Origin of the sequence: Tenacibaculum piscium (assembly GCF_021390755.1) — a bacterium.
Classification (GTDB): Bacteria; Bacteroidota; Bacteroidia; order Flavobacteriales; family Flavobacteriaceae; genus Polaribacter; species Polaribacter piscius.
On sequence record NZ_JAJGWR010000004.1, the window covers coordinates 288,689 to 315,196 of the forward strand.

A 26,508-nucleotide genomic window follows, 5' to 3' on the forward strand; every position below is an offset into this window, starting at 1 on the left:
TTACTTTTGCATTCAATGAAATTTACAGCAGAACAAATCGCAGGCATTTTAGAAGGGGAAGTCGTAGGGAATCCTGAAATAACAGTTTCCAAACTCTCTAAAATTGAAGAAGGCTCACAAGGGTCTTTAAGTTTTTTATCGAATTCGAAATATAATTCCTATATATATGACACAAAAGCATCCGTAGTTATTGTTAATAAAAGCTTTGAACCTTTAAAAGAAATTCAAGCAACCTTAATAAAAGTTACCGATGCCTATCAATCTTTTACCAAATTATTAGCATTCTATAATGAAGTAAAAAATAATAAACAAGGACGTGAAAATCCGCACTTTATTCATGAATCTGCTATTATTGGCGATCAAGAATATATCGGTGCATACGCGTATATCGGTGAAAATGTCAATATTGGTGAAAATGTTAAAATTTATCCAAATTGCTATATTGGTGATAATACTGAAATTGGTGATAATACCACCATTTTTGCAGGTGTAAAAATATATTCTGAAACGATAATCGGTCAAAATTGTACGATTCACTCAGGTTGTGTTATCGGTTCTGATGGATTCGGTTTTGCACCCACAGAAACAGGAGAATACAAAACAATACCGCAAATAGGAAATGTAATTATTGAAGATTATGTAGATATCGGCTCTAATTCAACGATTGATAGAGCAACGCTAGGAGCAACAATTATCAGAAAAGGCGTAAAGCTCGATAATCAAATACAAATTGCACATAATGTGGAAATCGGTAAAAATACCGTAATCGCTTCGCAAACAGGTGTTGCTGGTTCTACTAAAATTGGCGAAAATTGTATGATTGGTGGACAAGTAGGAATTGTAGGGCATATTACCATTGGTAATAATGTACGCATACAAGCACAATCGGGTATCGGAAAAAGCATCAAAAATAACGATGTCGTACAAGGAACACCCGCTTTTGCATATAATGATTACAATAAATCATACGTTTACTTTAAAAATTTACCAAAATTAGCATCAAAAATAGATAAAATAGAAAAAGAGTTAAATGCTCAAAAAATAAAAAATGAGTAAGCAACAAAAAACAATACAGAACGAAATTACATTAACTGGTGTAGGATTGCATACAGGAAATGAAGTAACAATGGTTTTAAAACCTGCACCCGTAAATCATGGATACGCCTTTGTTAGGGTAGATTTAGAAGGTTCGCCAAAAATTCAAGCGAAAGCAGAATACGTAACCAATACCCAAAGAGGTACAAATTTTGAGTATAAAGACGTACAAATTCAAACTTCAGAACACGTTTTAGCTGCGGCTGTCGGTTTGGAAGTAGATAACCTAATTATCGAATTGAACGCTTCAGAACCTCCAATTATGGACGGCTCTTCAAAATATTTTGTAAAAGCACTCGAAGAAGCAGGAATTGTTACCCAAGATGCCGAAATCGTAGAATACGAGGTTAAAGAAATTATTAGCTATAAAGACGAAGAAACAGGAAGTGAAATTATTTTAATGCCTGCCGATGAGTATCAAGTAACTACTATGGTAGATTTTGGTACGCAAGTTTTAGGAACGCAAAATGCAACCTTAAATACAATCTCCGATTTTAAAGAAGAAATATCTGAAGCAAGAACCTTTAGTTTCTTACATGAAATTGAGATGTTACTCGATAATAATTTAATTAAAGGGGGCGATTTAAATAACGCAATCGTATATGTTGATAAAGAATTATCAGCAAATACTACTGAAAAATTAAAAAAAGCCTTTAATAAAGAAGAAATAAAAATACAATCTAACGGAATTTTAAATAACTTAGAATTACACTGGCAAAATGAAGCTGCACGTCATAAATTATTAGACGTTATAGGAGATTTAGCCTTAGTTGGTATCCGTATAAAAGGAAAAATTATCGCCAATAAACCTGGACATCTGATAAATACCATGTTTGCTAAAAAATTAGCGAAAATTATCAAATTAGAAAGACGAAACAATGTTCCTCAATATGATTTGAATAAACCACCATTGATGGATATTCATAAAATAATGGAAATCTTACCACACAGACCACCATTTTTATTGATAGATCGTATCTTAGAATTATCTGATACGCATGTTGTAGGAATGAAAAATGTAACCATGAATGAACCTTTTTTTACGGGTCATTTCCCTGGAGCACCTGTAATGCCTGGCGTTTTACAAGTAGAAGCCATGGCACAATGTGGAGGCGTTTTAGTCTTAAATACCGTACCAGATCCTGAAAATTATTTAACGTATTTTATGAAAATGGATAACGTTAAATTTAAACAAAAAGTGCTTCCTGGCGATACATTAACTTTTAAATGTGATTTGATAACACCTATTAGAAGAGGAATCTGTCATATGAAAGCATACGGATATGCAAATAACAAAGTGGTTGTAGAGGCCGAATTAATGGCACAAATAGCAAAAAAATAAAACTTTATGAATCAACCACTGGCATACGTACATCCACAAGCAAAAATTGCTAGAAATGTAGTCATCGAACCTTTTACAACCATACATTCTAATGTTGAAATCGGTTCAGGAACTTGGATAGGTTCTAATGTTACTATCATGGAAGGAGCGCGTATAGGTAAAAATTGTAGAATTTTTCCAGGTGCTGTAATATCGGCAATACCACAAGATTTAAAATTTGATGACGAAGAAACAACCGTTGTTATTGGTGATAATGTAACTATTAGAGAATGTGTTACCATCAATCGAGGGACTTCCGATAGAATGAAAACAGTTATTGGAGATAATTGTTTAATAATGGCATATTGTCATATTGCTCACGATTGCTTGGTGGGAGATAATTGTATTTTTTCTAATAATACCACCTTAGCAGGACATGTAACTGTCGGAGATAATGTCGTATTAGCAGGAATGGTAGCAGTACATCAATTCGCATCGATAGGAAGCCACGCTTTTGTAACAGGAGGTTCTTTAGTTCGTAAAGATGTGCCACCTTATGTAAAAGCAGCACGTGAACCTTTATCATATGTAGGAATAAATTCCGTAGGACTGCGTAGAAGAGGATATTCCATCGAAAAAATTAGAGAAATTCAAGATATCTTTAGAATATTATTTCAACAAAACTATAATAATTCACAAGCAATTGATATTATTGAAGCTGAAATGGAAGCAACCTCTGAACGTGATGAAATTATTCAATTTATAAAAGATTCGCATCGTGGAATTATGAAAGGATATTTTAAATCAAATTAAAATCAATCATAGTACGCTTAAAAATAATCAAAACTAATTAAAAAAGTTTATACGCCTGTTAAAAGGCTGTAAACTTTATATCAAATATAATAAATACAATGGCTACAACATCAGATATTAAAAACGGATTATGTATGAGATACAACAACGATATTTATAAAGTTGTTGAATTTTTACATGTAAAACCAGGAAAAGGACCTGCTTTTGTAAGAACAAAATTAAAAAGTGTAACCAATGGGAAAGTCGTTGATAACACCTTTCCTTCAGGAAGAAAAATTGATGATGTAAGAGTTGAAACACATAAATTTCAATATTTATATAAAGAAGGTGAAACGTTTCACTTTATGAATCAAGAAGATTATTCTCAAATTACCTTAGAAAAAAGTGCTTTAGATGCACCTGAATTAATGAAAGAAGGTGAAGTCGTTACGATTATTATCAATTCTGAAGATGAAATGCCATTATCTGTGGATATGCCTGCAAGTGTAATTCTAGAGGTTACTCATACCGAACCTGGTGTAAAAGGAAATACGGCGACAAATGCTACAAAACCAGCAACGGTTGAATCTGGAGCTATTGTAAATGTACCACTTTTTATCAACGAAGGTGATAAAATTAAAGTCGAAACGACTAAAGGAACGTATCAAGAACGTGTTAAAGAATAAATATATTCTCGTTTTTACGGGAATCTCTTTTTAGAATAATGAAATTTAAAAAACCACAAACATTAGCTCAAATAGCCTCTTTATTAAAGGTGGAATTTGTAGGCGATAAAAACTTTCTTATAAAGGGAATTAATGAAATTCATGTTGTAGCGGAAGGAGATATTGTTTTTGTCGATCATCCAAAATATTATGAAAAAGCATTAAATTCGAAGGCAACGACTATTTTAATCAATAAAAAAGTGGATTGTCCCGTTGGAAAAACATTATTAATTTCTGAGGATCCTTTTGCTGATTTTAATAAATTAACGATTCATTTTAATCCGTTTATAGCATCTAAAGAAAGTATTTCTGAAACTGCAATAATAGGAAAAGGAACTATTATTCAGCCAAATGTTTTTATTGGAGATGATGTAATTATTGGGGAAAATTGTATTATTCATCCGAATGTAACGATTTATAGTAATTCGATTATTGGTGATAATGTTATCATTCACGCTAATACGGTTTTAGGAGCGGATGCTTTTTATTATAAAAATAGACCTGAAGGATTTGATCAATTAATCTCTGGTGGACGTGTTATTTTAGAAGATAATGTAACTCTAGGTGCTTCTTGTACGATTGATAAAGGCGTAACAGGTGATACCACGATTGGTGCAGGAACAAAAATTGACAATCAAGTACATGTTGGACATGATACGATTATTGGTAAAAAATGTTTAATTGCTTCGCAAACAGGTATTGCAGGTTGTGTTATTATTGAGGATGAGGTTACTATTTGGGGACAAGTCGGTACTAATAGTGGTATTACTATCGGTAAAAAAGCGATAATCCTTGGGCAAACAGGCGTTACAAAATCTGTGGCAGGAGGAAAAACCTATTTTGGAACTCCAATTTCAGAATCTAGAGAAAAGTTAAAAGAAATGGCTGGAATAAAACGTTTCTTAAAAGAACAAAAAAACAACTAAAAATTTTTCACAAATCAATATCAAACGATTACTTTTGTGAAGCACAAATAAAAATAAAAATCCATGAGTGTTTTAGTAAATAAAGATTCAAAAATTATTGTACAAGGTTTTACTGGTAGCGAAGGAACTTTCCACGCTGGTCAAATGATTGATTACGGAACAAACGTAGTTGGAGGAGTTACTCCAGGTAAAGGTGGTCAAGAGCACTTAGGAAAACCAGTTTTTAATACGGTTGATCAAGCTGTACAAAAAGTAGGAGCAGATACTTCTATTATTTTTGTGCCACCAGCATTTGCTGCGGACGCTATTATGGAAGCTGCAGAAGCAGGAATTAAAGTAATCATTTGTATTACTGAAGGAATTCCTACAGCTGACATGGTAAAAGTAAAATCGTATATCGACCAATTAGACTGTACTTTAGTAGGGCCTAACTGTCCAGGGGTAATTACTCCAGATGAAGCAAAAGTTGGTATTATGCCAGGTTTTATCTTCAAAAAAGGAAAAGTTGGTATCGTTTCTAAATCAGGAACTTTAACCTATGAAGCAGCTGACCAAGTTGTAAAACAAGGATACGGAATTACAACAGCTATCGGTATTGGTGGAGACCCAATTATTGGAACTACCACTAAAGAAGCCGTTGAATTATTAATGAATGACGACGAAACAGAAGCAATCGTAATGATTGGTGAAATCGGAGGTAATTTAGAAGCAGAAGCTGCACGTTGGATTAAAGCGGACGGAAATCGTAAACCAGTTATTGGTTTTATCGCAGGACAAACAGCACCAGCAGGTAGAACAATGGGACATGCAGGAGCAATTGTAGGTGGCGACGATGATACAGCACAAGCTAAAATGAAAATCTTAGCAGAAAATGGTGTTCACGTTGTGGAATCTCCAGCTAAAATTGGTGAAATGGTCGCTAAAGTATTAGCATAATAATACAGTTATTTAAAATTTAAAAAAAATCTACTAAATGAAAATTTAGTAGATTTTTTTTATTTCACTAAATTCAACGGAAGTTCTTTTTTATTTTTAACACCTAATTCTTTTAGTTTTGTGGCTTGTGTAACTAGGTTATCATTCCCTGTACTTAACTGTTTATAGGCATCATGATACGAATTTTGAGCATTATTTAAGTGTTTTCCAATTTTATCTAAATTATCAACAAAACCAACAAATTTATCGTATAATTTGGCACCTCTATCTGCAATTGCAATGGCATTTTTATTTTGATATTCACGTTTCCATAAATCAACAATTAACTTTAGAGAAGTAATAAGGTTGGTCGGATTCATTAATAAAATTCGTTTATCGTATGCGTAATTCCAGAGATTAGCATCGGCTTGCATGGCGGCAATATAAGCAGGTTCGCTAGGAATAAACATCATTACAAAGTCTAAAGATTTATCATAATCATCATATCCTTTGGAGCTTAGGGCGATAATATGATTTTTAATTGCTGTTACATGCGATTGAATTTCTTTCTTTTGAGTTTCAATTTCATCGGAAGCTATATATCTTGTAAAAGCGTTTAAAGAAACTTTTGAATCAATAATAACATTTCTATTATCAGGATATTTGATAACAAAATCTGGGCGCATTTTTTTTCCTTCCACATCGGATTTTAAAGGATTTCCATCTTCATCTTCGAGTTGATGTTCTTTAAAATATTCTTCATTTTTACGCAATCCAGATTTTTCTAAAATATTTTCTAAAATCATTTCGCCCCAATTTCCTTGTGTTTTTGCTTCGCCTTTTAAGGCGTTAGTAAGGTTGATGGCATCTTGACTAATTTGGTCACTTTTATCGGCTAATTCTTTCACTTTTTCGCCCAAAGAAAACCGTTCTTTTGCTTCTTTATCGTAGACATCTTGAACTTTTTGTTTAAATTCTTTTATGTTTTCGCCTAAAGGATTTAACAATGCTTTTATTTTTGTTTCATTAAGTTCTGTAAAAGATTTGGTGTTATCTTTTAATATTTCGGAAGCAATATTTTTAAATTCCAAATTAAATTTTTCACTCATTTCTTTTATTTCTTCTTTTTGGGTGATTAATTTTTCTTCTAAAGCATTGTTTTTAGCATTAGCCGTTGTAAGATTTTCAAAAAATGTATGATTCGTATTTTTTAAATTATTAATTTGATTGTCTAATTCTTGCTTCTTTTCTTCGTGTTTTTTCAATAAATCTTCTGAAGTTGCTTTGAGTATTGCATATTTTTTATCTAAAAGGATGAAATTCTCTAAACTTTCTTTTTTCTGTTCTTGTAAGGTGATGTTACTTTTCAAGCGACCGATAAACCAGCCAATAATACCGCCTAGAATAAGTCCAATACTTATGTAAATAATAATTTCTATCATTGTTTTTTAGTTTTTTTATTTTTCAACTTTTTTTAATAAGTTCTTTTTTTTGTCATAGGTTTGAAAATCAGTGTTTTTAAGGAGTTTAAAAGTAGTAAAATAAGTAGGATAAAACCTAATTTATTTTGATAGTAATACCGTAATTTTGTCGTGTTATTTAGTGAAGAATCACTTTAAATAATTAAAAATAGGATGAAATAAGAATGACGAAACCAACTATAAATATCGGTATTTTAGCGCATGTAGATGCAGGAAAAACAACACTTACAGAACATTTTTTATACAATTCAGGTGCTATTCGAATTCTTGGAAGTGTCGATAAAGGTTCTACAAATACCGATAGTTTATCCCTTGAAAAAGAACGAGGAATTTCGATAAAAGCCTCAACAACTTCATTTGATTGGAAAAACATCAAAATTAATTTAATTGATACTCCTGGACACGTTGATTTTTCTAGTGAAGTAGAACGTGCTTTATGCGTTGTTGATGCCGTTATTTTGGTCGTTTCTGCGGTGGAAGGCGTGCAAGCACACACCTTAAATATTTGGGATTCATTACAAGAATTAAAAATACCAACATTAATTTTCATCAATAAAATTGATAGGCAAGGAGCAGATACCGAAACTGTAATAACGCAATTAGAAACCGATTTAAATGCAAAACCTGTGGTAATAATTGCTTCTGAAAATGACGGTTTACCAAACGCAACAATTTCGCCTATTTTTACTATTTCTTCGGATGATAAAACAGCAGTCGCAATTTCTGAAATTAGAGAAAAAACAATTACAACAATTCTTGATACTGATGAAGTATTATTAGAACGCTTTTTTAATGATGAAATAATTACTGATGAAACGTATTTAAAAACGATTCAAAAATTAACGATTGACACTAAAATTACACCCGTTTATACAGGAATTGCTAAAAATAATATCGGAGTAACCGAATTATTAGACGGAATAATTCAATTTTTTCCAACTTCTTTAAATTCAAATATCTCAGAAAATACATCAGAAAAAATACTAGAAAAATCACTTTCAGCCTATGTTTTTAAGTTAGAACAACATGCTGTTTTCGGAACGATGGCGCATGTAAAAGTTTTTTCAGGAAGATTATCTTCTAAAACAACGGTGTATAATTATACACAACAATTAGAAACTAAAATACATCAAACCAAACAATTACAGCAAACAAAATATATTGATAATTGTATTTTAACATCAGGAGATATTGGCGTAATTACAGGTGTTTTAGGTACAAAAGCAGGAGATATTTTAGGCGATCCAACGAACATTCCAGCACTTCCAGAATTGCATATTCCAGTGCTTACGGTTCAAGTAATTCCTGAAAATAATGCCGATTATAATGCCTTAGCAAAAGCCTTAACACAGTTAGATAGTGAAGATCCATCATTACAATTCAAGTGGTTTAAGGCAGAAAAAGAACTGCAATTATTATTGATGGGACAAATGCAAATTGAAATATTAGCACATCTTTTAAAAGAACGTTTCGATATTTCGGCAACATTTACCGATCCGCAAGTTGTGTATAAAGAAACTATCAGCAAAAAAGCCGAAGGATATATTCGATATTGGATGCCAAAACCTTGTTGGGCAATCATGACTTTTTTAATTGAACCTGCGCCGTTAAATTCGGGCGTTGAGTATCATTCTGTGGTTTCTCAAAATGATGTGCATATTAAATATCAACATGAAATTGCACGAACAATTCCAAAAGCATTGGCACAAGGAATTTTAGGTTGGGAAGTAACAGATGTGAAAATTACACTCATAAAAGGCGAAGATCATAACGTACATTCCAGACCTGGTGATTTTAATTTAGCAACTCCTATGGGAATTATGCAAGGATTAAAAAAGGGAGGAACGCATTTATTAGAACCTATTTTGAGCTTTGAGATAAAAGCAAATGAATCTTTATTAGGGAAAATAACTGCCGAATTAAGTACTCGAAGAGCCACTTTTGATACGCCTGAATTTATATCAGAAACTGAAAATTTTATATTAAGAGGGAAAATACCCGTGGCTACTTCTTTGGATTTTAGCATCAAATTAAATACGATTAGTAGCGGTAAAATTCGTTTGCGTTTGAAATTTTATGGATATGATGTTTGTCCTAAAAATGAAGGAATATCAAGAGATTATAAAGGTGTAAATCCGTTAGATGAAGCCCAATGGATTTTGCATAGACGTGGAGCTTACAAAGCCGATGAACGAGTGATTTAAAATATTTTGAAAAAAGTAAAAAAACAAGTAAATATAACAAGGGGTTAAAACCCCTTGTTATATAAAACTATATAAATTTATATTTTAAGAATCTCGTCTACTACAGGCAAGTAAGGTATTTTTTAATAACATTGCGATAGTCATTGGACCAACACCACCTGGAACAGGTGTTATAAATGCTGATTTTTTAGAAACTTCATCAAAAGCAACATCACCAACTAAACGGAAACCATTTTTCTTAGAAGAATCGGCAACACGAGTAATTCCTACATCAATAACCGTTACATCATCTTTTATCATATCGGCTTTTAAAAATTCAGGAATCCCTAAAGCAGCGATAATAATATCAGCTTGTAAGGTAAGTTCATTTAAGTTTTTTGTTCTACTATGTGTTAAGGTAACAGTAGCGTTTCCTACTTTTCTTTTTTGAGCTAATAAAATACTCATCGGACTACCAACAATATGACTACGCCCAATAACAACTACGTGTTTTCCTGATGTTTCTACTTTATAACGTTCTAATAATTCTAAAATTCCGAAAGGAGTTGCAGAAATAAAAGTAGGTAAATTTAATGCCATTTTACCAACATTTGTAGGGTGAAAACCATCTACATCTTTATCAGGATTTATAGACATTAATACTTTTTGTTCATCAATATGATCGGGTAGTGGAAGTTGCACGATAAAACCATCAATATCATTATCGATATTTAAAATAGCAATTTCGTTTAACAATTCTTCTTCGGTAGTTTCTTTTGGTAATCGAATTAAAGAAGATTCAAAACCGACACGATCACAGGCTTTAACCTTTGCATTCACGTAGGTTAAACTTGCTCCATCATTTCCTACTATTATAGCGGCTAGATGTGGTGTTTTTTTATCCTGATTTTTTAAATCTACTACTTCAAGAGCAATTTCTTCTTTTATATCTGCAGATGTTTTTTTACCGTCTAATAAAATCATTTTGTGTTGTGTTGTTGTTAATAATTTTGATTATTTCATGTTTTGCATCATCTGCATCATTTTTTTTCCACCACCGCCTTGCATCATTTTCATCATTTTACTCATTTGATTGAATTGCTTCATCAACTGATTTATTTCTTGAATTGATGTTCCAGAGCCTTTGGCAATTCGTTTTTTACGACTAGCATTTAGTGTGGAAGGCGTGCTTCTTTCTAAAGGAGTCATTGATTGGATAATAGCTTCAATTCCTGTAAAAGCATTTTCATCAATATCGACATCTTTTAAGGCTTTACCAGCACCAGGAATCATTCCGACTAAATCTTTCATGCTACCCATCTTTTTGATTTGTTGAATTTGACTTAAAAAGTCATCAAAACCAAATTGATCTTTTGCAATTTTCTTCTGAAGTTTTCGAGCTTCATCTTCGTCGTATTGTTCTTGGGCGCGTTCTACTAATGAGATAACATCTCCCATCCCTAAAATACGATCTGCCATACGATCAGGATGAAAAATATCAATAGCATCCATTTTTTCACCAGTACCAATAAATTTAATTGGTTTATTTACTACTGATTTAATTGATAATGCTGCTCCACCACGAGTATCACCGTCTAATTTTGTCAGTACAACACCATCAAAATTTAAGATATCGTTAAAAGCTTTTGCTGTATTTACAGCATCTTGTCCTGTCATTGCATCCACTACAAATAGGGTTTCCTGCGGATTAACAGCTTTATGAATGTTTGAAATTTCATTCATCATTTCTGTATCGACAGCCAAACGACCAGCGGTATCAATAATTACAACATTTTTACCTGTTGCTTTTGCATGCTTGATAGCATTTTGAGAAATTTCAATAGGATTTTTATTGTCTATTTCGGCATATACTTCTACGCCAATTTGTTCTCCAACAACTTGTAACTGATTAATAGCGGCAGGACGATACACATCACACCCGACTAATAATACTTCTTTTGATTTTTTGGTTTTTAAGAAGTTCGCTAATTTACCTGAAAAAGTAGTTTTACCAGACCCTTGTAAACCAGACATTAGAATAACGCTCATCGAACCACCTAAGTTAATTCCAACGGTATCACCACCCATTAGGTCAGTTAATTCGTCTTTAACTAATTTTACCATTAATTGGCTAGGATTCAAGGTTGTTAATACGTCTTGACCTATGGCTTTTTGTTGAACTCTTTTGGTAAAATCTTTTGCAATTTTAAAGTTAACATCGGCATCTAATAAGGCTCTACGAACTTCTTTTAGTGTTTCAGCAACGTTAACTTCTGTAATTTTTCCGTGTCCTTTTAGCGTATGTAACGCTTTATCTAACTTTTCACTTAAATTATTAAACATGTATCGGCTTCATTTTTAGAGTTACAAATATAATAATTTAGTTGTTAGGAGTGTGTTTTTTCAGCTGATTTTACTTGATTTTTTAAACGTTCCCAAGCAAGGTTTATTTTTTCTTTTGAAACGGGTTTTTCTTTAAATCGAATTTCGATAGGATTGTATTTTTTATCCAGTTTATTTAGTATTGTTATTTTAGCGGTTTTCATAGAATTAAAAGCAGAATTAAAAGCAGAATTAAAAGTATCAAGAGTATCAAAAAAAAGAAGCCAAAGTTACATATTAATTCTTGTTTAATTAAATAATTGTAATATTTGAATATCTTCTCTTAATTTTTTAATTGCTTTATGAAGGGTGTTGGCAACGCTCTGATAATTAATATTCATTACATCGGCAATTTCTTGTGTTTTAAGGTTGCAATGATATTTTAAGTAAAGTGCTTCTCGTTGTTTTTTTGTTAATTTATTGAGTGAATCGCTTAGGTTTTTATTTCTAAAGATAGTTGATTCTTGATGTGTAAGTAATTCTTCGGGTGTAAAATGAATATCAACAAGATGATGATTTAAATCTCTAACGAGTTTATTTTTTTGATTTTTTTGCAGGATTTTAATTAAAAATCGTCTGTAAGAAATGAATAAATAAGGGGCAATTTTGGTTAAATCGCTTAAATTTTCTCGATGTTCATATACATACATGAAAAAATCTTGAATAGAATCTTCGGTTATTATTTTATTGCCAGAAATTTTTAAACCGTAGTTAAATAGGTTTGTATAATAGTTTTTAAAAAGTAGTTCAAAAGCGGTTAAATCTCCTTTTTTTAAGGATTTCCATAAAATTTCATCAGACAATTCATCCATATAAAAAAACAAAAATTAGTATCAAAGATTAGTATTAAAAGTAGCTAAATGTACTGAAAAAAAAATCAATATATTTTTCTTTTTTTTCTGTTTTTAGATAAAATAGTTAATTGAGCATCAAATAAAAGAGTAAAATTCAAAGCAAACAAGTATATTTGCAAACGCAAAATTTTCAAGGAAATAATAGAAAATAATAGAAAGATAATAGTATGAAAGCTGGAATTGTAGGATTACCAAATGTAGGAAAATCAACCTTATTTAATTGTTTGTCAAACGCAAAAGCACAAAGTGCGAATTTTCCATTTTGTACGATAGAGCCTAATATTGGTGTGGTAAATGTGCCAGATCCAAGGATTCAGGTTTTAGAGGGCATGGTAAATCCGGAGCGAGTGATGCCTGCAACCGTAGAAATTGTAGATATCGCAGGTTTAGTAAAAGGAGCAAGTAAGGGAGAAGGTTTAGGAAATCAGTTTTTAGCGAATATTAGAGAAACTGACGCTATTATTCACGTATTACGTTGTTTTGATAACGATAATATTATTCATGTTGATGCTTCTGTAGATCCTGTTAGAGATAAAGAAACTATTGATATTGAGTTACAATTAAAAGATTTAGAAACGGTTCAAAAGCGTTTAGAGCGTGTAAAGAGAACGGCTAAAACGGGTAATAAAGAAGCACAAATAGAATTAGAAATTTTATTAAAAGTTGAAGAAACTTTATTACAAGGAGTTTCAGTAAGAGCGATTGATTTTTCAGAAAAAGATCAAGCAATTGTAGCGAGTTTACAATTTATAACGGCAAAACCAGTATTATATGTTTGTAATGTTGATGAAAGTGCAGCTGTTACAGGAAACGATTATGTTACCAAAGTCAAGGAAGCTGTAAAAGACGAAAATGCCGAAGTAATTGTTTTGGCGGTTGGTACAGAGGCTGATATTACGGAATTAGATGATTACGAGGAACGTGAAATGTTTTTAGCGGATATCGGATTAAAAGAAGCGGGAGCTTCGGTTTTAATTAGAGCTGCTTATAAGTTGTTAAATTTACAGACTTATTTTACGGTAGGAGTTAAGGAAGTTCGTGCTTGGACGATAAATATTGGTGATACTGCTCCACAAGCAGCGGGTGTTATCCATACCGATTTCGAAAAAGGATTTATTAGAGCTGAGGTAACAAAGTACGATGATTATGTTACTTTAGGAGGCGAGCAAAAAGTAAAAGAGGCTGGAAAATTAGGTATTGAAGGAAAGGAATATATTGTTCAAGATGGCGATATTATGAATTTCAGATTTAACGTTTAAATATAAGATTTTTTTTTGGGCGTTCGGGCGGGCTTTCACTACTCGCTTTTTTTAAATAGAAAAAATTTAAAAAAGAGCTCAAACAGGCCGTTCAATCCCTAACGCAAAATAAGAGCGTAAAAAAGGAATACAAAAAACAGAAGTATATAAAAAACGTTGTAGATTTTTCTACAGCGTTTTTTTTGTATCTTTCATGTATAAAAAAGCATCAAAAAATATGCACTTAGAAAAATCAATATTTCAATTTTTAAAAGATTTAGAAGAAAATAACAATCGTGATTGGTTTGCGGATCAGAAAGCAACTTTTATAGAGGTTCAAGAGAATGTAAAAGGTTTTTATCTGAAAGTAAAGGGAAACTTAGAGGAACATGATACTATTGATAAAATGAAACAATTCCGAATTTATAGAGATGTTCGTTTTTCAAAAGATAAAACGCCTTATAAAACACATTTTGGAGGTTCTTTTTCACGAAAGGGAAATGATTTAAGAGGTGGTTATTATTTACAACTTCAACCAGGAAAGAGTTTTTTGGCTGGTGGATTTTGGGAACCGAATAAAGAAGATTTATTACGTATTCGAAAAGAAATTGAAATGGATGCTTCTGAATTTAGAGCTATTTTAAGTAATCCCTCATTTGTAAAAAATTTCGGAACTAAATTTGAAGGAGATGAATTAAAAACAGCACCAAGAGGTTTTGATAAGAACCATCCTGATATTGATTTATTACGAAAAAAAGGATTTATAGCTGTTCGTAATTTCACGGATAAAGAAGTGTTTTCTAAAGATTTTTTATCAGAAATTGATAGTTCTTATAAAGCGTTACGTCCATTTTTGAATCTAATGAGCGATGTATTAACGACTAATTTAAATGGTGAATCATTACTTTAAAATATATTTTGATTTGTTTTTTTAAACAGGTTTTTAAGCCTGTTTAAATTTTATTCTAAAAATTTTTTGTAACATCAAAATAGTATGGCAAGGGGTTAAAACCCCTTGTTTTAAAAATAAAAATGCGTCAAACTGAATTTATTTCAGTTTCTCATCCTAATTTGCCGTAGTTTTTAACTTTTTTTTGATGATTCTTGTCAATTCGAGTGATTTTAATGACTAAAAGGAATTAAAATTGTATCGAGAATTTGAATTATTTTGTGTTGATGAATTTTAATTGACTTTACTATTAAATAAGTTCTCGATACAATTTTTTTGAAGGAAGAAAATCACTCGAACTGACAGCGAACTGACAGTTTATTTTTTATTTAAACGATGTTTCATTTCTTTTTTTAAATATAAATAAGTAACTAAAGTTGCTAGAATATCAGCAATAGGAAAAGACATCCAAACGCCGTTTATCCCATAAAATTTAGGCAAAATATAAACCAACGGAATTAAGAAAATCCCTTGTTTTAATAAGGTTAATAGTAAAGCAGGCAATGCTTTACCCGCTGCCTGAAAATAAGCCGAACCAATTAATTGAAGCGTGATGACAGGAGTTGCTAAAAATGTAATAATTAAAGCATCCGAAGTAAGGGAAATTAATTTTTTATCATCAGTAAATAAGCCAACAAATTCTGCAGGAAATATCATTATCAAAATAAAAATAAACGTTGCGATGCTCGTTCCGTATAAAATAGCCGTTTTTATAACTTCCTGTACTCGTGCCCAATTATTTGCTCCGTAATTATAGCCTGCAATCGGTAAAAAACCTTGTGTAACTCCTAATACAGGAAATAATGAAAACATCATTATTCTATTGATAATTCCGTACATGGCAATCGAATTTTCTCCGCCATATTTAAATAAGGTGTAGTTTAAAATAATAATCAAAAGACTAATCGTTCCTTGCCTAACAACTGTAATTCCTCCTAATTCAATAATTTCTTTTAAAATAGAAAAATCAATAGTAAAATATGTTGGAATAATTTTCAATTCTGTGTTTTTTGATAGAAAAAACCATAAAATAAATCCGCCACTAACCATATAAGAAATAGCTGTTGCTAAACCTGCTCCAAACATTCCTAAATTCATGAATTTAATAAAAATAACATCTAAAATGATGTTTGCAAATGCAGGAAATATCATGGTAAACATGGCGTAATTAGGTTTTCCAACAGCTCTAATTACAGGATTTCCCATCATGGCAAAGGCTAAAAAAGGAACTCCCCAAATAATAACATTAAAATACTCGATCGCAGGAGTTACAATACTTCCTTTCGCTCCGAATAATTGTAAAATAGGAAAACCAAAAAAAGTTCCCATAACTACAAATAAAATAGATAATGCAACGGTTAAACTAATCTGATTTCCAAATACTTTAAGTGCTTTTAACGTATCTCCTTTACCAAAAGCTCTCGAGATTATAGAGCTACCGCCAATACCAATTCCCATTCCTATTGATGATATTAAAAAAGCAATCGGTAACACGACTGTAACTGCTGCAATTGCCATTACGTTAATCCAGCGTCCTACAAAAATAGTATCAACAATCATATTTAAGGACATTACTAAAATCCCCACAGAAGCTGGTAATGCTTGTTTTAATAGTAATTTACTTATTTTTTCAGTACCAAAATTGCGTGTGATTTTATCCATATAGTATTTTTAAGTAGTCAAATATCAGCAATACTAACGTAGTTTTAAAAAACAAGACGTCATTTAAGTAATAATTAACATCATTCACGTAGTTTTGCGGTATGAATTTTTATGAAAAAAAATATACCGTTACAGCAAATGAAATTGATGAATATCATCATGTAAATAATGTGGTGTATGTGCAGTGGATGCAAGAAGTATCTATAAATCATTGGTTATTATTGATAAAAAAAGTGCCAAAACCCGATTATGTTTGGTTTGTAATCCGTCATGAAATTGATTATAAAAGTCAAGCCGTTTTAGGCGATGAAATAACCGTGAAAACCTGGGTTGGAAATACTTCAGGCATAAAATCTATCCGTCATTTTGAAATGTATAAAGGAACTGATTTAGTAGTGAAATCTCAAACTACCTTTTGCCTGTTAGATGCAACATCACAAAAACCAAGAAGAATAACCAAAGAAGTAACAAATTTACTTCAAGGAAAAATTTAGAAAAAATAAGCAATATATTTGCACATCATATACATAGAGAATGACAACATTTAAAGCGTTAGGAGTACAAAAAGAATATATTCAAGGACTTGAGGAATTAGGTATTAAAAAACCAACCGAAGTACAAGAACAAACCATACCGTATTTATTACAAAATAATTCGGATTTTATCGGGTTAGCCCAAACAGGTACTGGTAAAACTGCGGCTTATGGATTGCCTGTTTTACATAAAATAGATGCATCGAAAGATACTGTTCAAGCATTAATTTTATCGCCAACAAGAGAATTAGTACAGCAAATAAAAAAACAACTTTTTAAGTTTACAAAATATGTAGATGCTAAAATTTTTATAGAAGCTGTTTACGGTGGTGAAAAAATAGACCGTCAAATAAATAATCTAAAAAGAACAACGCATGTAATTGTAGCCACTCCAGGTCGTTTAATCGATTTAATAGAAAGAGGCGAAGTAAACTTAAAAGATATTCAAACTTTAGTCCTTGATGAAGCTGATGAAATGCTAAGTATGGGGTTTAAATTAGATCTAAATCGTATTTTAAAATATACTTCAGGAACTCGAAAAACATGGTTGTTCTCCGCAACAATGCCTGATGAAATTAGAAATATCATCAAAAAATATATGGATTCATCAGCAAAACAAGTTGAGGTCAATAAAAATACGTTGGTAAATGCTAATATTACGCATCAGTTTGTACAAACTACGATTCCAGAAAAAGTAGACGTAATTGTTAAGTTTTTAGAAAAAAGAAATACTGAAAGAGGTATCATTTTTGCAAGAACTAAAGCAGGCGTACAAAAATTAACAAAAGCTTTAGATGAGGAAGGTTTTTCGGTAGGTGCTTTGGAAGGCGATATGCAACAAAGAGATCGTGAGAAAGTAATGCGTGCTTTTAAAAATGAAAGTCTTCAAATTTTAGTATCAACCGATGTTGCCGCAAGAGGTATTGATGTGCAAAATTTAGGATTTGTCGTACATCATCAATTGCCAGAACAATTAGAATATTACACACATAGAAGTGGACGAACGGCAAGAGCAGGTAAAAAAGGCGTTTCTTTAGTATTGATTTTGAATAATGAACGAAATAATATTAAAGACGTCGAAAGAACATTACAAATACAGTTTTCGGAAATAAGTATTTAATTAGAAATAATAGTTAATAAATAGTTACGTGGATATTATCTATACCCTTGATATTGTAGGAACTTTTGCCTTTGCCATAAGTGGTGCATTAGTTGCCATGAAAAAACAATTCGATGCATTTGGAGTTGTTATAATCGCCTTTGTAACAGCCACAGGTGGTGGTATGATACGAGATGTATTAATTAACGCACATCCGATCACATGGATTGGCGACATAAATTATATATGGATAACTTTAATAGGAGTCGCCGTTACATTTTTGTTTAGAAGTAAAATAGCACCGCTTCGTAAAACCATGTTTCTGTTTGATACCATTGGTATCAGTGTATTCACGTTATTGGGATTAGAAAAAGGATTAGCCTACGATTTACACCCGTTTTTAGCGTTAGTCATGGGAATGGTTTCTGCTGTTTTTGGAGGCGTACTGAGAGATGTGCTTACCCGAAAAGTTCCTTTAATTTTTAAGAAAGAAATTTATGCTTCCGCTTGTTTAGCAGGCGGAGTTACGTATTTGATATTAGCGAATTTTAAAATTAATGAAAACCTACATTTTATAGTATCTGCGGCAGTTATTTTTATTATCAGGTCTATCGCTGTAAAATATAAATTAGAATTACCAAAAGTTAAAATTGATGCCTTAGGAGAACCGAATTAATTTAAAAAAAAATAAAATGAAAAATGAACTTAGTTTCGTATTCTTATTATTGATAGGAATATATGGAGGATATTCACAAGAGAAATTCACAAAAAAAATAGCTAAAAATTCATCCGAAAAAATACAAGATAAAAAACTTCCTGAAGGATGGGATACTGTATTATTAGATAATAAAACAGCCTATATGAATTTAATTACAGGAAGAATTTCTAGAACATTTCCTACTGAATCAGCCGTAAAACCGACACCTAAAAAAGAATTTGATCCAACAATTCTTCATAAAGTGAAAAAAGGAGAAACATTAAGTACTATTGCTCGAAAATATAATTTGAAACTCGCTAAATTATATCAACTTAATAGTGTTGCTAATTTTGATGCCCTAAAAATTGGACAAGAAATAGTTGTCGGATACGCTAAAAATTCATCAGAAAAAAAAGCTTTTTTAAACACACCAACTACGCAATCAGTTCAAAAATCCAAAGAAAAATCCAAAGAAAAAACTGAAGAAGTTACTGAAAATATCACGAAAACAATTAATTTGAGTGAGTTTAAACTAGATAAAAAACCAAAACAAGCGAAACAGCTAAAGCAAGTAAAAGATGTAAAACCAATCAAACAGGTTAAGCAGAGTAAGCAAAAAGTAAAGGAAGTAAAAGAAAATACTAGCACGTATCATGTAGTGGCAACTGGTGAAACTTTGTATAGAATCGCTACTCAATATAAAATATCAGTAAAAAAAATAAAAGAGTTAAATGATATCAAAAATAATACAATTGCTATTGGACAAAAATTAAAAATTAAAGAATAATTTTAAAAAACTAAATCCTAATTAAATGTTAAACTGCATATTTATTGTAACGAAGGAATAAAAAAAACGTCTTACTATTTATAAAGTTTTATATAAATATTTTTTTTAGTTAGTTTTTTATAGTTGATAAAAAAAGCTCGGAATTTTAAAATTCCGAGCTTTTTGTTTTTCAATCTAAATTTTCAATCTAAAAATGAAGATAATCCTTGAATATAATTAGTCAAAAATAAATTATTTTTTGACTAATTGCGCCATGTAAAAACCGTCATACCCAAATTCATGAGCCAATACTTTATGATCTTTTACAAGTGAAAAATCTTTTCCATCTTCCGAAGCTAAAAATATTTTAACCTGATCTTGATTTTCCGAAGGCAATACAGAACAGGTTGCATAAACTAATTTTCCGCCTGGCTTTACCATTCTTGAATAGCGCTGTAAAACGTCTTGCTGAATTTCTTTAATATTATCGATAAATTCAGGTTGTAATTTCCATTTACTATCAGGATTTCTACGTAAAACACCCAAACCAGAACAAGGCGCATCAATTAAAACTCTATCGGCTTTACCGTATAATTTTTTAATTACTTTGGTAGAATCAATAACTTTTAAATCGATATTACTAATACCATTTCTACGTGCTCTAACTTTTAATTTACGTAATTTACTTTCGTAAATATCCATGGCAATAATTTGCCCTTTATTTTTCATTAATGCCGCTAAATGCAATGTTTTACCACCCGCACCCGCACAGGTATCAATAACTCTCATTCCTGGAGCAACGTCTAAATAAGCCGCTACTAATTGCGAAGAAGCATCTTGAACTTCAAAAAATCCTTTATGAAAAGCTTCTGTTTTAAAAACATTGGCACGTTCAACTAAACGTAAAGCATCGTCACAGCCTTCTATAAATTCAGTTTCAATACCTTCTTGTTGTAAATCTTTCTGTAAATGTTCTTTGGTTACGTTTAATGTATTGGTACGTAAAATAACATCAGCACGTTTGTTTAATGCCGCCATTTCTTTAGTCCAAACAGTTTCTCCCAATTCTTTAACACCTAATTCATCAATCCAATCAGGAATAGATTCTCTGTATTTTCTAATTTGAGAAAGTTCATCGAAGCGTCCTTTAATTCGTCTTGTAGGTGTTTCTTCAATTTGATTCCAATCTGGTAATTTTATTCCTCTTAAAGTACACCAAACTACTAACAAACGCCATAAATCTGGTCGTGAATACGGCGTTTTTACATCTGCAATTTCGGCGTATAAACGCTTCCATCGTACGATGTCATAAATAGTTTCGGCAACAAATTTTCTATCACGTGCGCCCCATCTTTTATCTCTTTTTAATGCCTTTTCAACAGCTTTATCGGCATATACGTCATCATTAAAAACGTCACGTAAACTATCAATAACTGCGTAAACTAAATTTCTATGTAATCTCATTTGGTGAATTTATAGGCGCAAAGATAGTGGATTTTAATGTCTTTTTGTATTTTCGTATTTAATGAATTTAAATCACCCGATAACATATATAAAAGGCGTTAGTGTAGCCCGTGCCGAATTGTTAAATTCCGAATTAGGGATTAAAACGTGTAATGATTTATTACACCTTTTTCCGTTTCGTTATATTGATAAAACCCAGTTTTATACGATTCAACAATTGGCTCAAAATACTGCTGAGGTTCAAATAGTTGGTAAAATAACAGCCGTTAAAGAAATTGAACAAAAACGAGGAAGTAGGCTAGTGGCAACTTTTTCTGACGGCACAGGTTTTTTAGATTTGGTGTGGTTTAAAGGTGCTAAATGGATAAAAAACAGCTTAAAAACCGATGTTCCGTATGTAATTTATGGAAAATTAAATTGGTATAATGGCAGGGCAAATATGCCACATCCAGAAATGGAAACGGTAAAAGAACATAAAAGTAATGTTCAATCTGCCATGCAACCCGTATATCCATCGACAGAAAAATTAGCGAATAAAGGAATTACCAATAAAATAGTAAGAGGATTTATTCAATATTTATTTGAGCAATATTTTAGTTTGATAACAGAAACATTGCCAGATTATCTATCCGAAGAAAATAATTTATTAGCCAAAAAAGAAGCCTTACTCAATATTCATTTTCCTAAGAGTCAAGAATTATTAGCAAAAGCACAATATCGCTTAAAATTTGAAGAATTATTTTTTATTCAAATTCAATTATTACAGAAAAAACGCATCCGTAAATCAAAAATAAAAGGCGCTGTTTTTGAAAAAGTAGGTGAAAATTTCACTGATTTTTACACCAATAAATTACCTTTTGAATTGACAAATGCTCAAAAAAGAGTGTTAAAAGAAATTCGAAAAGATGTTGGTTCTGGCAAACACATGAACCGTTTATTGCAAGGCGATGTGGGTTCTGGAAAAACAATTGTGGCGTTATTAAGCATGTTAATTGCGATTGATAACGGCTATCAGGCAACTATTATGGCGCCAACTGAAATTTTAGCAATTCAGCATTATAACGGAATTACCGAACTTTTAGAAGGAACAACGATAAAAGTTGAATTATTAACGGGTTCAACACGAATTAAAAAAAGACGTGAAATTCATACAGGTTTAGAAGATAAATCAATACATATTTTAGTAGGAACACACGCTGTTTTAGAAGATAAAGTCTGTTTTAAAAACTTAGGGATTGCTATTATTGATGAGCAACATCGCTTTGGAGTCGCACAGCGTTCTAAATTATGGCAGAAAAATCAACCGCCTGCAATTCTTAATGAAAAAGGTAGAAATCTTCATCAAAAATATAAAGATGAAAATTCAGCATCTTATCAATTAATTAAAGAAATTGCTTTTAAACGAAAAAATACAACATCAAAAGCTGAAAGAGCCTTGTGGGAAGTTTTAGATAATAAAAAAACAGGTTTTAAATTCCGAAGATATTATCTTATTGAAGATTTTTTAATTGATTTTATCTGCCTTGAAAAAAAACTAATTATAGAAGTTATTGGCAAATATCACACGACCGAAAAACAGCAAGAAGCAATGCGTTTGCGTACCGAAATTTTAACGGAATTCGGTTATAAAGTGGTTCGATTAGATGAAAGTCAAATTCTAAATTCGCCTGAAAATAGCCTTGAAAATATACTAGATAAAACAACAAAAAGAATTATTGCAACGTTACATAGTTTGCCTACCGTTGCTGTAAAAAAATCAATTCCGCCACATGTTTTAGTGATGACCGCAACACCAATTCCACGAACTTTAGCGATGTCTGTTTATGGTGATTTAGATATTTCAGTAATTGATGAATTACCGCCAGGACGTAAGGAAATTAAAACCGTACATCGTTATGATAGCAATCGTTTATCTGTTTTTAAGTTTTTAAAAGATGAAATACATAAAGGTCGTCAGGCGTATGTGGTGTATCCGTTAATTGAAGAGTCCGAAGCTATGGATTATAAAGATTTAATGGACGGATACGAAAGTATTTCAAGAGATTTTCCATCGCCAAAATATCAAATTAGCATCGTTCACGGAAAAATGAAACCTGCCGATAAAGAATTTGAAATGAATCGATTTATAAAAGGCGAAACTCAAATAATGGTAGCCACTACGGTAATTGAAGTTGGTGTAAATGTGCCAAATGCATCGGTAATGGTTATTGAAAGTGCCGAGCGTTTTGGCTTGAGTCAATTGCATCAATTACGAGGTAGAGTAGGGCGTGGAGCGTCACAAAGTTATTGTATTTTATTGTCGAGTTTTAAATTATCATCCGATAGCAAAACCCGTTTACAAACCATGGTTGATACTACTGACGGCTTTAAAATTGCCGAGGTAGATTTAAAACTTCGAGGTCCTGGAAATATTATGGGAACGCAACAAAGCGGTGTGTTAAACCTAAAAATTGCCGATGTGGTAAAAGATACCGCAATTCTACAAAAAGCCCGTCAAACGGCAATTGCTGTTTTAGAAGAGGATGCTAGTTTTTCGAAACCTGAAAATGCAAATCTATTAAAAGTTTATACGCAACTGCAAAAATCAAGCGGGCTTTGGAGTAATATTAGTTAAGAGGTTTTGATATTATTTTAAGCTATATTATTTTTAATAATTTTCATAATGTCATCTATTTTAATTTTCTCAATATCTGTAAAATTACCTGTTTCTTTTTTGTTTGATAAATATTCTAAGAAATGAGTCCTTCCATTATTTAAATACTTTGTTTTATGTGGATCGAATTTAGAACTTAAATTACCTGTACTATTATTAATATCAATTGCGTGTTCAAGTACTTCTTTTTGGGCTTCTTTATCCGTGAAAATTTCAGCAAAAAAAACATAATCTTTTTCAAGTTTAAATTCTAAAAAATAATTAAAATTATCATCAAGATACTTTGTAAATAATTCTGTAATTTCAGGATAATATATATAGAAAATGAGGTGAAATAAATTATATTCTTTACACCAATTTTGTTGTAAAATTTGAGTAACCTTACTTAAATCATTTTCTTTCTTTAAGAATTCTTTAAATAGTTTTATTAATTTATTTTTTACATATTCGGGGTTAATAAATGTTAATTCTTTATTGTTGTCTTCTTCTTCTTCTTCTTCTTCTAAATTAGATGATTTACTTGATAGGTTAGTATAGTATGAATTTGATAGTCTTAGAATAGATCCTATTTCATTATTAATATCTGTAAAAACTTCAGAGTCTAATAATTCTTCAAATTCATCATTGTTAATATTATTATTCTCTCCTGCCCAAGCAAGAATATCAATAAATTCTTCTTTATTTATTTCTATGTTATTATTAGTGTTTAATAACTCAAAAACTTGCTCATAATGTTTAATGCCTTTGAGGTTTTCTCTTTTAAGAATTTCGTTTTTAATAGCAGTGATATTTTCATATTTATTCTTATTATCTTTATCTTCTTCTATTTTTTTTATCAATTTTTTTACTTCTAATTTATCAATAGCATTATTAATTTTAGTGTAAGTTAAACTTTCATTTAAAATATTATTTTTAAGATATATTGGCAGGTTACGTTTTTGATTAATTCTATTATCACTTTGACTACTTCGACAATTAAATAATTCATAAAGTACCGAATGTATAATTGTTAAATCACTATCGTTTAATTTTTTGTTGTTGTTAATTTCTAATTTTAATTTACTATCATTTTTATCTCTAAAATTTAAATTATTTTCATCTATTATAGTTAATAAATTAATTAAATTTTCATCATTAAATTGTTCATACATCCAAGGATATTTAGAAACTAATAAATGAAATAAAATGTAATCATAAGTGTTAATATTTTCTAATTTTTCTAAAATCTGAATATTAAAAACAAGTTTATTATAGAATTTTTTTACAGCTCTTTGGGAATCAAAAAAGAAACTAGGCGTTATTGTCTTTCTTCTTGTACAAAATTCTGGGTTTTTACTATCACAGAATGATGCAGGGAAAGAAGAGCTTGGTTCTGAGAAAAAAATACTTTGATAATAAATATTATTATTTGAAGAATAATCATCAGCTTCTTTATAATCTAATGTTTTAACTATCTCATTTATTATTTCTAGAGATAAAATATTTTCCTTTATATCTTTTATATAAATTATAAGTTCTGAAAGAAAGCTTTTTTCATTTTGAACGGGTAAATTTATTTCTAGGTTAAAAATTTTATTTAAAAAACCGCTGTCTAGTTCTCCTTTTTGTTCTAAATAATCTCTGTCTACTCCACAGATAAATATCATGTTATTGAAATTTGCTACATTTCTTAATATCCTAAGAGTTTCATCTATTTCCTGTTTATTAAGTCTGTCTAAATCATCTACAAATACGATTATTTGTCTTGTTGTATTTTTTATTATTTTACCAATTTCAGTGTAAAAATCTGTTGTTGATTGTTTAGAAGATAGCGTATCAGATATTAATTTGACACTTTTTATATAGCTATTATTGTTGATACTTAAAAGGCTATTTACATATTGATTTATTGTAGGAGTTGCATTTCCATTATATTTAGATAATTCTTTATTTAATTGACTAAAAAAATTGGTTATAATCGATTTTTCATCATGATGTTTCCAAGCGTTAAAATCAAAAGTGATTATCTTTTTATTTTTTTCTGTAATTTTATTTTTAAATCGATTTATAAAAGTAGTTTTTCCTTTTCCCCATTTTGCATTTATTCCTATGATAAAGGCAACTTCTGGATAAAAACCATCAATAGTAGTTATTAATTTATCGACAACTTTTTCATTATTAATACTAATTTCTCCATTTAAAGGTAAATCTTCTTTTAAATAACTTGATGGTGATTTATCTGTCTTTATAAAGTTATTCCTAATAAAAAGAATACTAGTAAATATCAGCAGTAAAAGAATGATGTCAGAATAATAAATTTCAAATTTGTTTAACCACTGATTAAAAGGAATGTCGTTTATAATATGAAAAGACAAATTTTTAGAAGGTCTTAAAGATATATAATAAATACTACTAACGCATATAATCCAAAAATTCCAATCTTTAGAAAGTTTATAATTTTTTATTAAATACTTGATTAGTGTAATTATAAAAACAACTATAAATGTTAGGTATATCTTGTTAAATGTTGATTTGTTTTCATCAAAATCAGCTATACCTATATTTCCCCCTAAAAACATTGAAATTTGTTTTGAAAATAAGACTGATATCAACACGAAAATTAATCCTAAAAAAAAACTGTTTTTATTTTTATGGTAATAATTATATAAACTTTTATAGCATTTTTTAATCATAAATATTAATTTTTTAATCAAGTTTATAGCAATGTAAATAGTTAGCAATATAAGTTATGCTTTTGATAAAACGTTAGTACCTTTGAAGCTTAATTTATCTT

The 26,508-nt window shown here is 30.7% G+C and carries 22 protein-coding genes; 14 read left to right on the plus strand and 8 right to left on the minus strand.

Annotated elements, in window-relative coordinates; all coding sequences use genetic code 11:
* Positions 1-15 precede the first annotated feature (15 nt).
* The 6 genes from lpxD (at position 16) to sucD (ending at position 5,795) form a co-directional block, all read left to right on the plus strand.
* Positions 16-1,056, plus strand: coding sequence for a UDP-3-O-(3-hydroxymyristoyl)glucosamine N-acyltransferase (gene lpxD / locus L0U72_RS09155; protein WP_101917392.1), 1,041 nt, complete (start codon positions 16-18; stop codon positions 1,054-1,056).
* Positions 1,049-2,437, plus strand: a complete 1,389-nt coding sequence (locus L0U72_RS09160; RefSeq protein WP_101917390.1) for a bifunctional UDP-3-O-[3-hydroxymyristoyl] N-acetylglucosamine deacetylase/3-hydroxyacyl-ACP dehydratase — start codon at positions 1,049-1,051, stop codon at positions 2,435-2,437. Before lpxD ends, L0U72_RS09160 begins: the two co-directional genes overlap by 8 nt.
* A 6-nt stretch (positions 2,438-2,443) precedes the next feature.
* Positions 2,444-3,229: an acyl-ACP--UDP-N-acetylglucosamine O-acyltransferase gene (lpxA, locus tag L0U72_RS09165; RefSeq protein WP_101917389.1), complete on the plus strand. Its 786-nt coding sequence runs from the start codon at positions 2,444-2,446 to the stop codon at positions 3,227-3,229.
* Between the two features lie 98 nt (positions 3,230-3,327).
* Positions 3,328-3,894, plus strand: a complete 567-nt coding sequence (efp, locus tag L0U72_RS09170) for an elongation factor P (protein ID WP_233898946.1) — start codon at positions 3,328-3,330, stop codon at positions 3,892-3,894.
* 38 nt (positions 3,895-3,932) lie between these two features.
* The gene (locus tag L0U72_RS09175) at positions 3,933-4,859 is read left to right on the plus strand and encodes a UDP-3-O-(3-hydroxymyristoyl)glucosamine N-acyltransferase (protein WP_233898947.1); all 927 of its coding nucleotides are present in this window, start codon (positions 3,933-3,935) and stop codon (positions 4,857-4,859) included.
* 63 nt (positions 4,860-4,922) lie between these two features.
* Positions 4,923-5,795, plus strand: a complete 873-nt coding sequence (gene sucD, locus L0U72_RS09180; protein WP_101917385.1) for a succinate--CoA ligase subunit alpha — start codon at positions 4,923-4,925, stop codon at positions 5,793-5,795.
* Positions 5,796-5,854: 59 nt separating this feature from the next.
* Here sucD and L0U72_RS09185 read toward each other — a convergent pair whose 3' ends face one another.
* Positions 5,855-7,216, minus strand: a complete 1,362-nt coding sequence (locus L0U72_RS09185) for a DNA recombination protein RmuC (protein WP_101917383.1) — start codon at positions 7,214-7,216, stop codon at positions 5,855-5,857.
* A gap of 203 nt (positions 7,217-7,419) precedes the next feature.
* On the opposite strand from L0U72_RS09185, the gene L0U72_RS09190 reads away from it, so the two are divergent.
* Entirely contained in the window at positions 7,420-9,459 is a 2,040-nt protein-coding gene (locus L0U72_RS09190) for a GTP-binding protein (protein WP_233898948.1), read from the plus strand.
* Positions 9,460-9,543: 84 nt separating this feature from the next.
* Here L0U72_RS09190 and folD read toward each other — a convergent pair whose 3' ends face one another.
* The 4 genes from folD to L0U72_RS09210 all read right to left on the minus strand — a co-directional run bounded on the left by folD (position 9,544) and on the right by L0U72_RS09210 (position 12,632).
* Complete coding sequence (folD, locus tag L0U72_RS09195) at positions 9,544-10,422, minus strand: bifunctional methylenetetrahydrofolate dehydrogenase/methenyltetrahydrofolate cyclohydrolase FolD (RefSeq protein WP_233898949.1); 879 nt, start codon at positions 10,420-10,422, stop codon at positions 9,544-9,546.
* Between the two features lie 30 nt (positions 10,423-10,452).
* Positions 10,453-11,781: a signal recognition particle protein gene (gene ffh, locus L0U72_RS09200; protein WP_101917379.1), complete on the minus strand. Its 1,329-nt coding sequence runs from the start codon at positions 11,779-11,781 to the stop codon at positions 10,453-10,455.
* A 44-nt stretch (positions 11,782-11,825) separates the two neighbouring features.
* Positions 11,826-11,984 (minus strand): hypothetical protein, encoded by a 159-nt coding sequence (locus L0U72_RS09205; RefSeq protein ID WP_159459581.1) that lies wholly within the window; start codon positions 11,982-11,984, stop codon positions 11,826-11,828.
* Between the two features lie 84 nt (positions 11,985-12,068).
* On the minus strand, positions 12,069-12,632 hold the full coding sequence (locus L0U72_RS09210) for an RNA polymerase sigma factor (RefSeq protein WP_233862092.1): 564 nt from the start codon (positions 12,630-12,632) through the stop codon (positions 12,069-12,071).
* 209 nt (positions 12,633-12,841) lie between these two features.
* On the opposite strand from L0U72_RS09210, the gene ychF reads away from it, so the two are divergent.
* On the plus strand, positions 12,842-13,933 hold the full coding sequence (gene ychF, locus L0U72_RS09215; protein WP_233898950.1) for a redox-regulated ATPase YchF: 1,092 nt from the start codon (positions 12,842-12,844) through the stop codon (positions 13,931-13,933).
* Positions 13,934-14,150: 217 nt separating this feature from the next.
* Positions 14,151-14,822, plus strand: coding sequence for a DUF2461 domain-containing protein (locus tag L0U72_RS09220; RefSeq protein WP_233862090.1), 672 nt, complete (start codon positions 14,151-14,153; stop codon positions 14,820-14,822).
* Positions 14,823-15,179: 357 nt separating this feature from the next.
* On the opposite strand, the gene L0U72_RS09225 is transcribed toward L0U72_RS09220, so the two are convergent.
* Positions 15,180-16,523, minus strand: coding sequence for an MATE family efflux transporter (locus tag L0U72_RS09225; protein ID WP_233897284.1), 1,344 nt, complete (start codon positions 16,521-16,523; stop codon positions 15,180-15,182).
* A gap of 101 nt (positions 16,524-16,624) precedes the next feature.
* Here L0U72_RS09225 and L0U72_RS09230 point away from each other — a divergent pair, with 101 nt between their 5' ends.
* Genes L0U72_RS09230 through L0U72_RS09245 form a run of 4 tightly spaced genes read left to right on the plus strand, consistent with a single transcriptional unit; the run spans position 16,625 to position 19,639 of the window.
* A complete protein-coding gene (locus L0U72_RS09230) occupies positions 16,625-17,017 on the plus strand; it encodes an acyl-CoA thioesterase (RefSeq protein WP_101917371.1) in 393 nt (130 codons plus the stop codon).
* Positions 17,018-17,057: 40 nt separating this feature from the next.
* Positions 17,058-18,176 carry a DEAD/DEAH box helicase gene (locus L0U72_RS09235; RefSeq protein WP_101917370.1) on the plus strand — a complete coding sequence of 373 codons (1,119 nt, stop codon included), beginning with the start codon at positions 17,058-17,060 and terminating at the stop codon, positions 18,174-18,176.
* 28 nt (positions 18,177-18,204) lie between these two features.
* On the plus strand, positions 18,205-18,831 hold the full coding sequence (locus L0U72_RS09240; RefSeq protein ID WP_233898951.1) for a trimeric intracellular cation channel family protein: 627 nt from the start codon (positions 18,205-18,207) through the stop codon (positions 18,829-18,831).
* A 16-nt stretch (positions 18,832-18,847) separates the two neighbouring features.
* Positions 18,848-19,639: a LysM peptidoglycan-binding domain-containing protein gene (locus tag L0U72_RS09245; RefSeq protein WP_233898952.1), complete on the plus strand. Its 792-nt coding sequence runs from the start codon at positions 18,848-18,850 to the stop codon at positions 19,637-19,639.
* A 231-nt stretch (positions 19,640-19,870) separates the two neighbouring features.
* Here the strand turns inward: L0U72_RS09245 and L0U72_RS09250 are convergent, their stop codons facing one another.
* Positions 19,871-21,082 (minus strand): RsmB/NOP family class I SAM-dependent RNA methyltransferase, encoded by a 1,212-nt coding sequence (locus tag L0U72_RS09250; protein ID WP_233885238.1) that lies wholly within the window; start codon positions 21,080-21,082, stop codon positions 19,871-19,873.
* Between the two features lie 61 nt (positions 21,083-21,143).
* Here L0U72_RS09250 and L0U72_RS09255 point away from each other — a divergent pair, with 61 nt between their 5' ends.
* Complete coding sequence (locus tag L0U72_RS09255) at positions 21,144-23,696, plus strand: DEAD/DEAH box helicase (RefSeq protein ID WP_233898953.1); 2,553 nt, start codon at positions 21,144-21,146, stop codon at positions 23,694-23,696.
* Between the two features lie 17 nt (positions 23,697-23,713).
* Here the strand turns inward: L0U72_RS09255 and L0U72_RS09260 are convergent, their stop codons facing one another.
* Entirely contained in the window at positions 23,714-26,293 is a 2,580-nt protein-coding gene (locus L0U72_RS09260; RefSeq protein WP_233898954.1) for a KAP family P-loop NTPase fold protein, read from the minus strand.
* Positions 26,294-26,508: the final 215 nt, after the last annotated feature.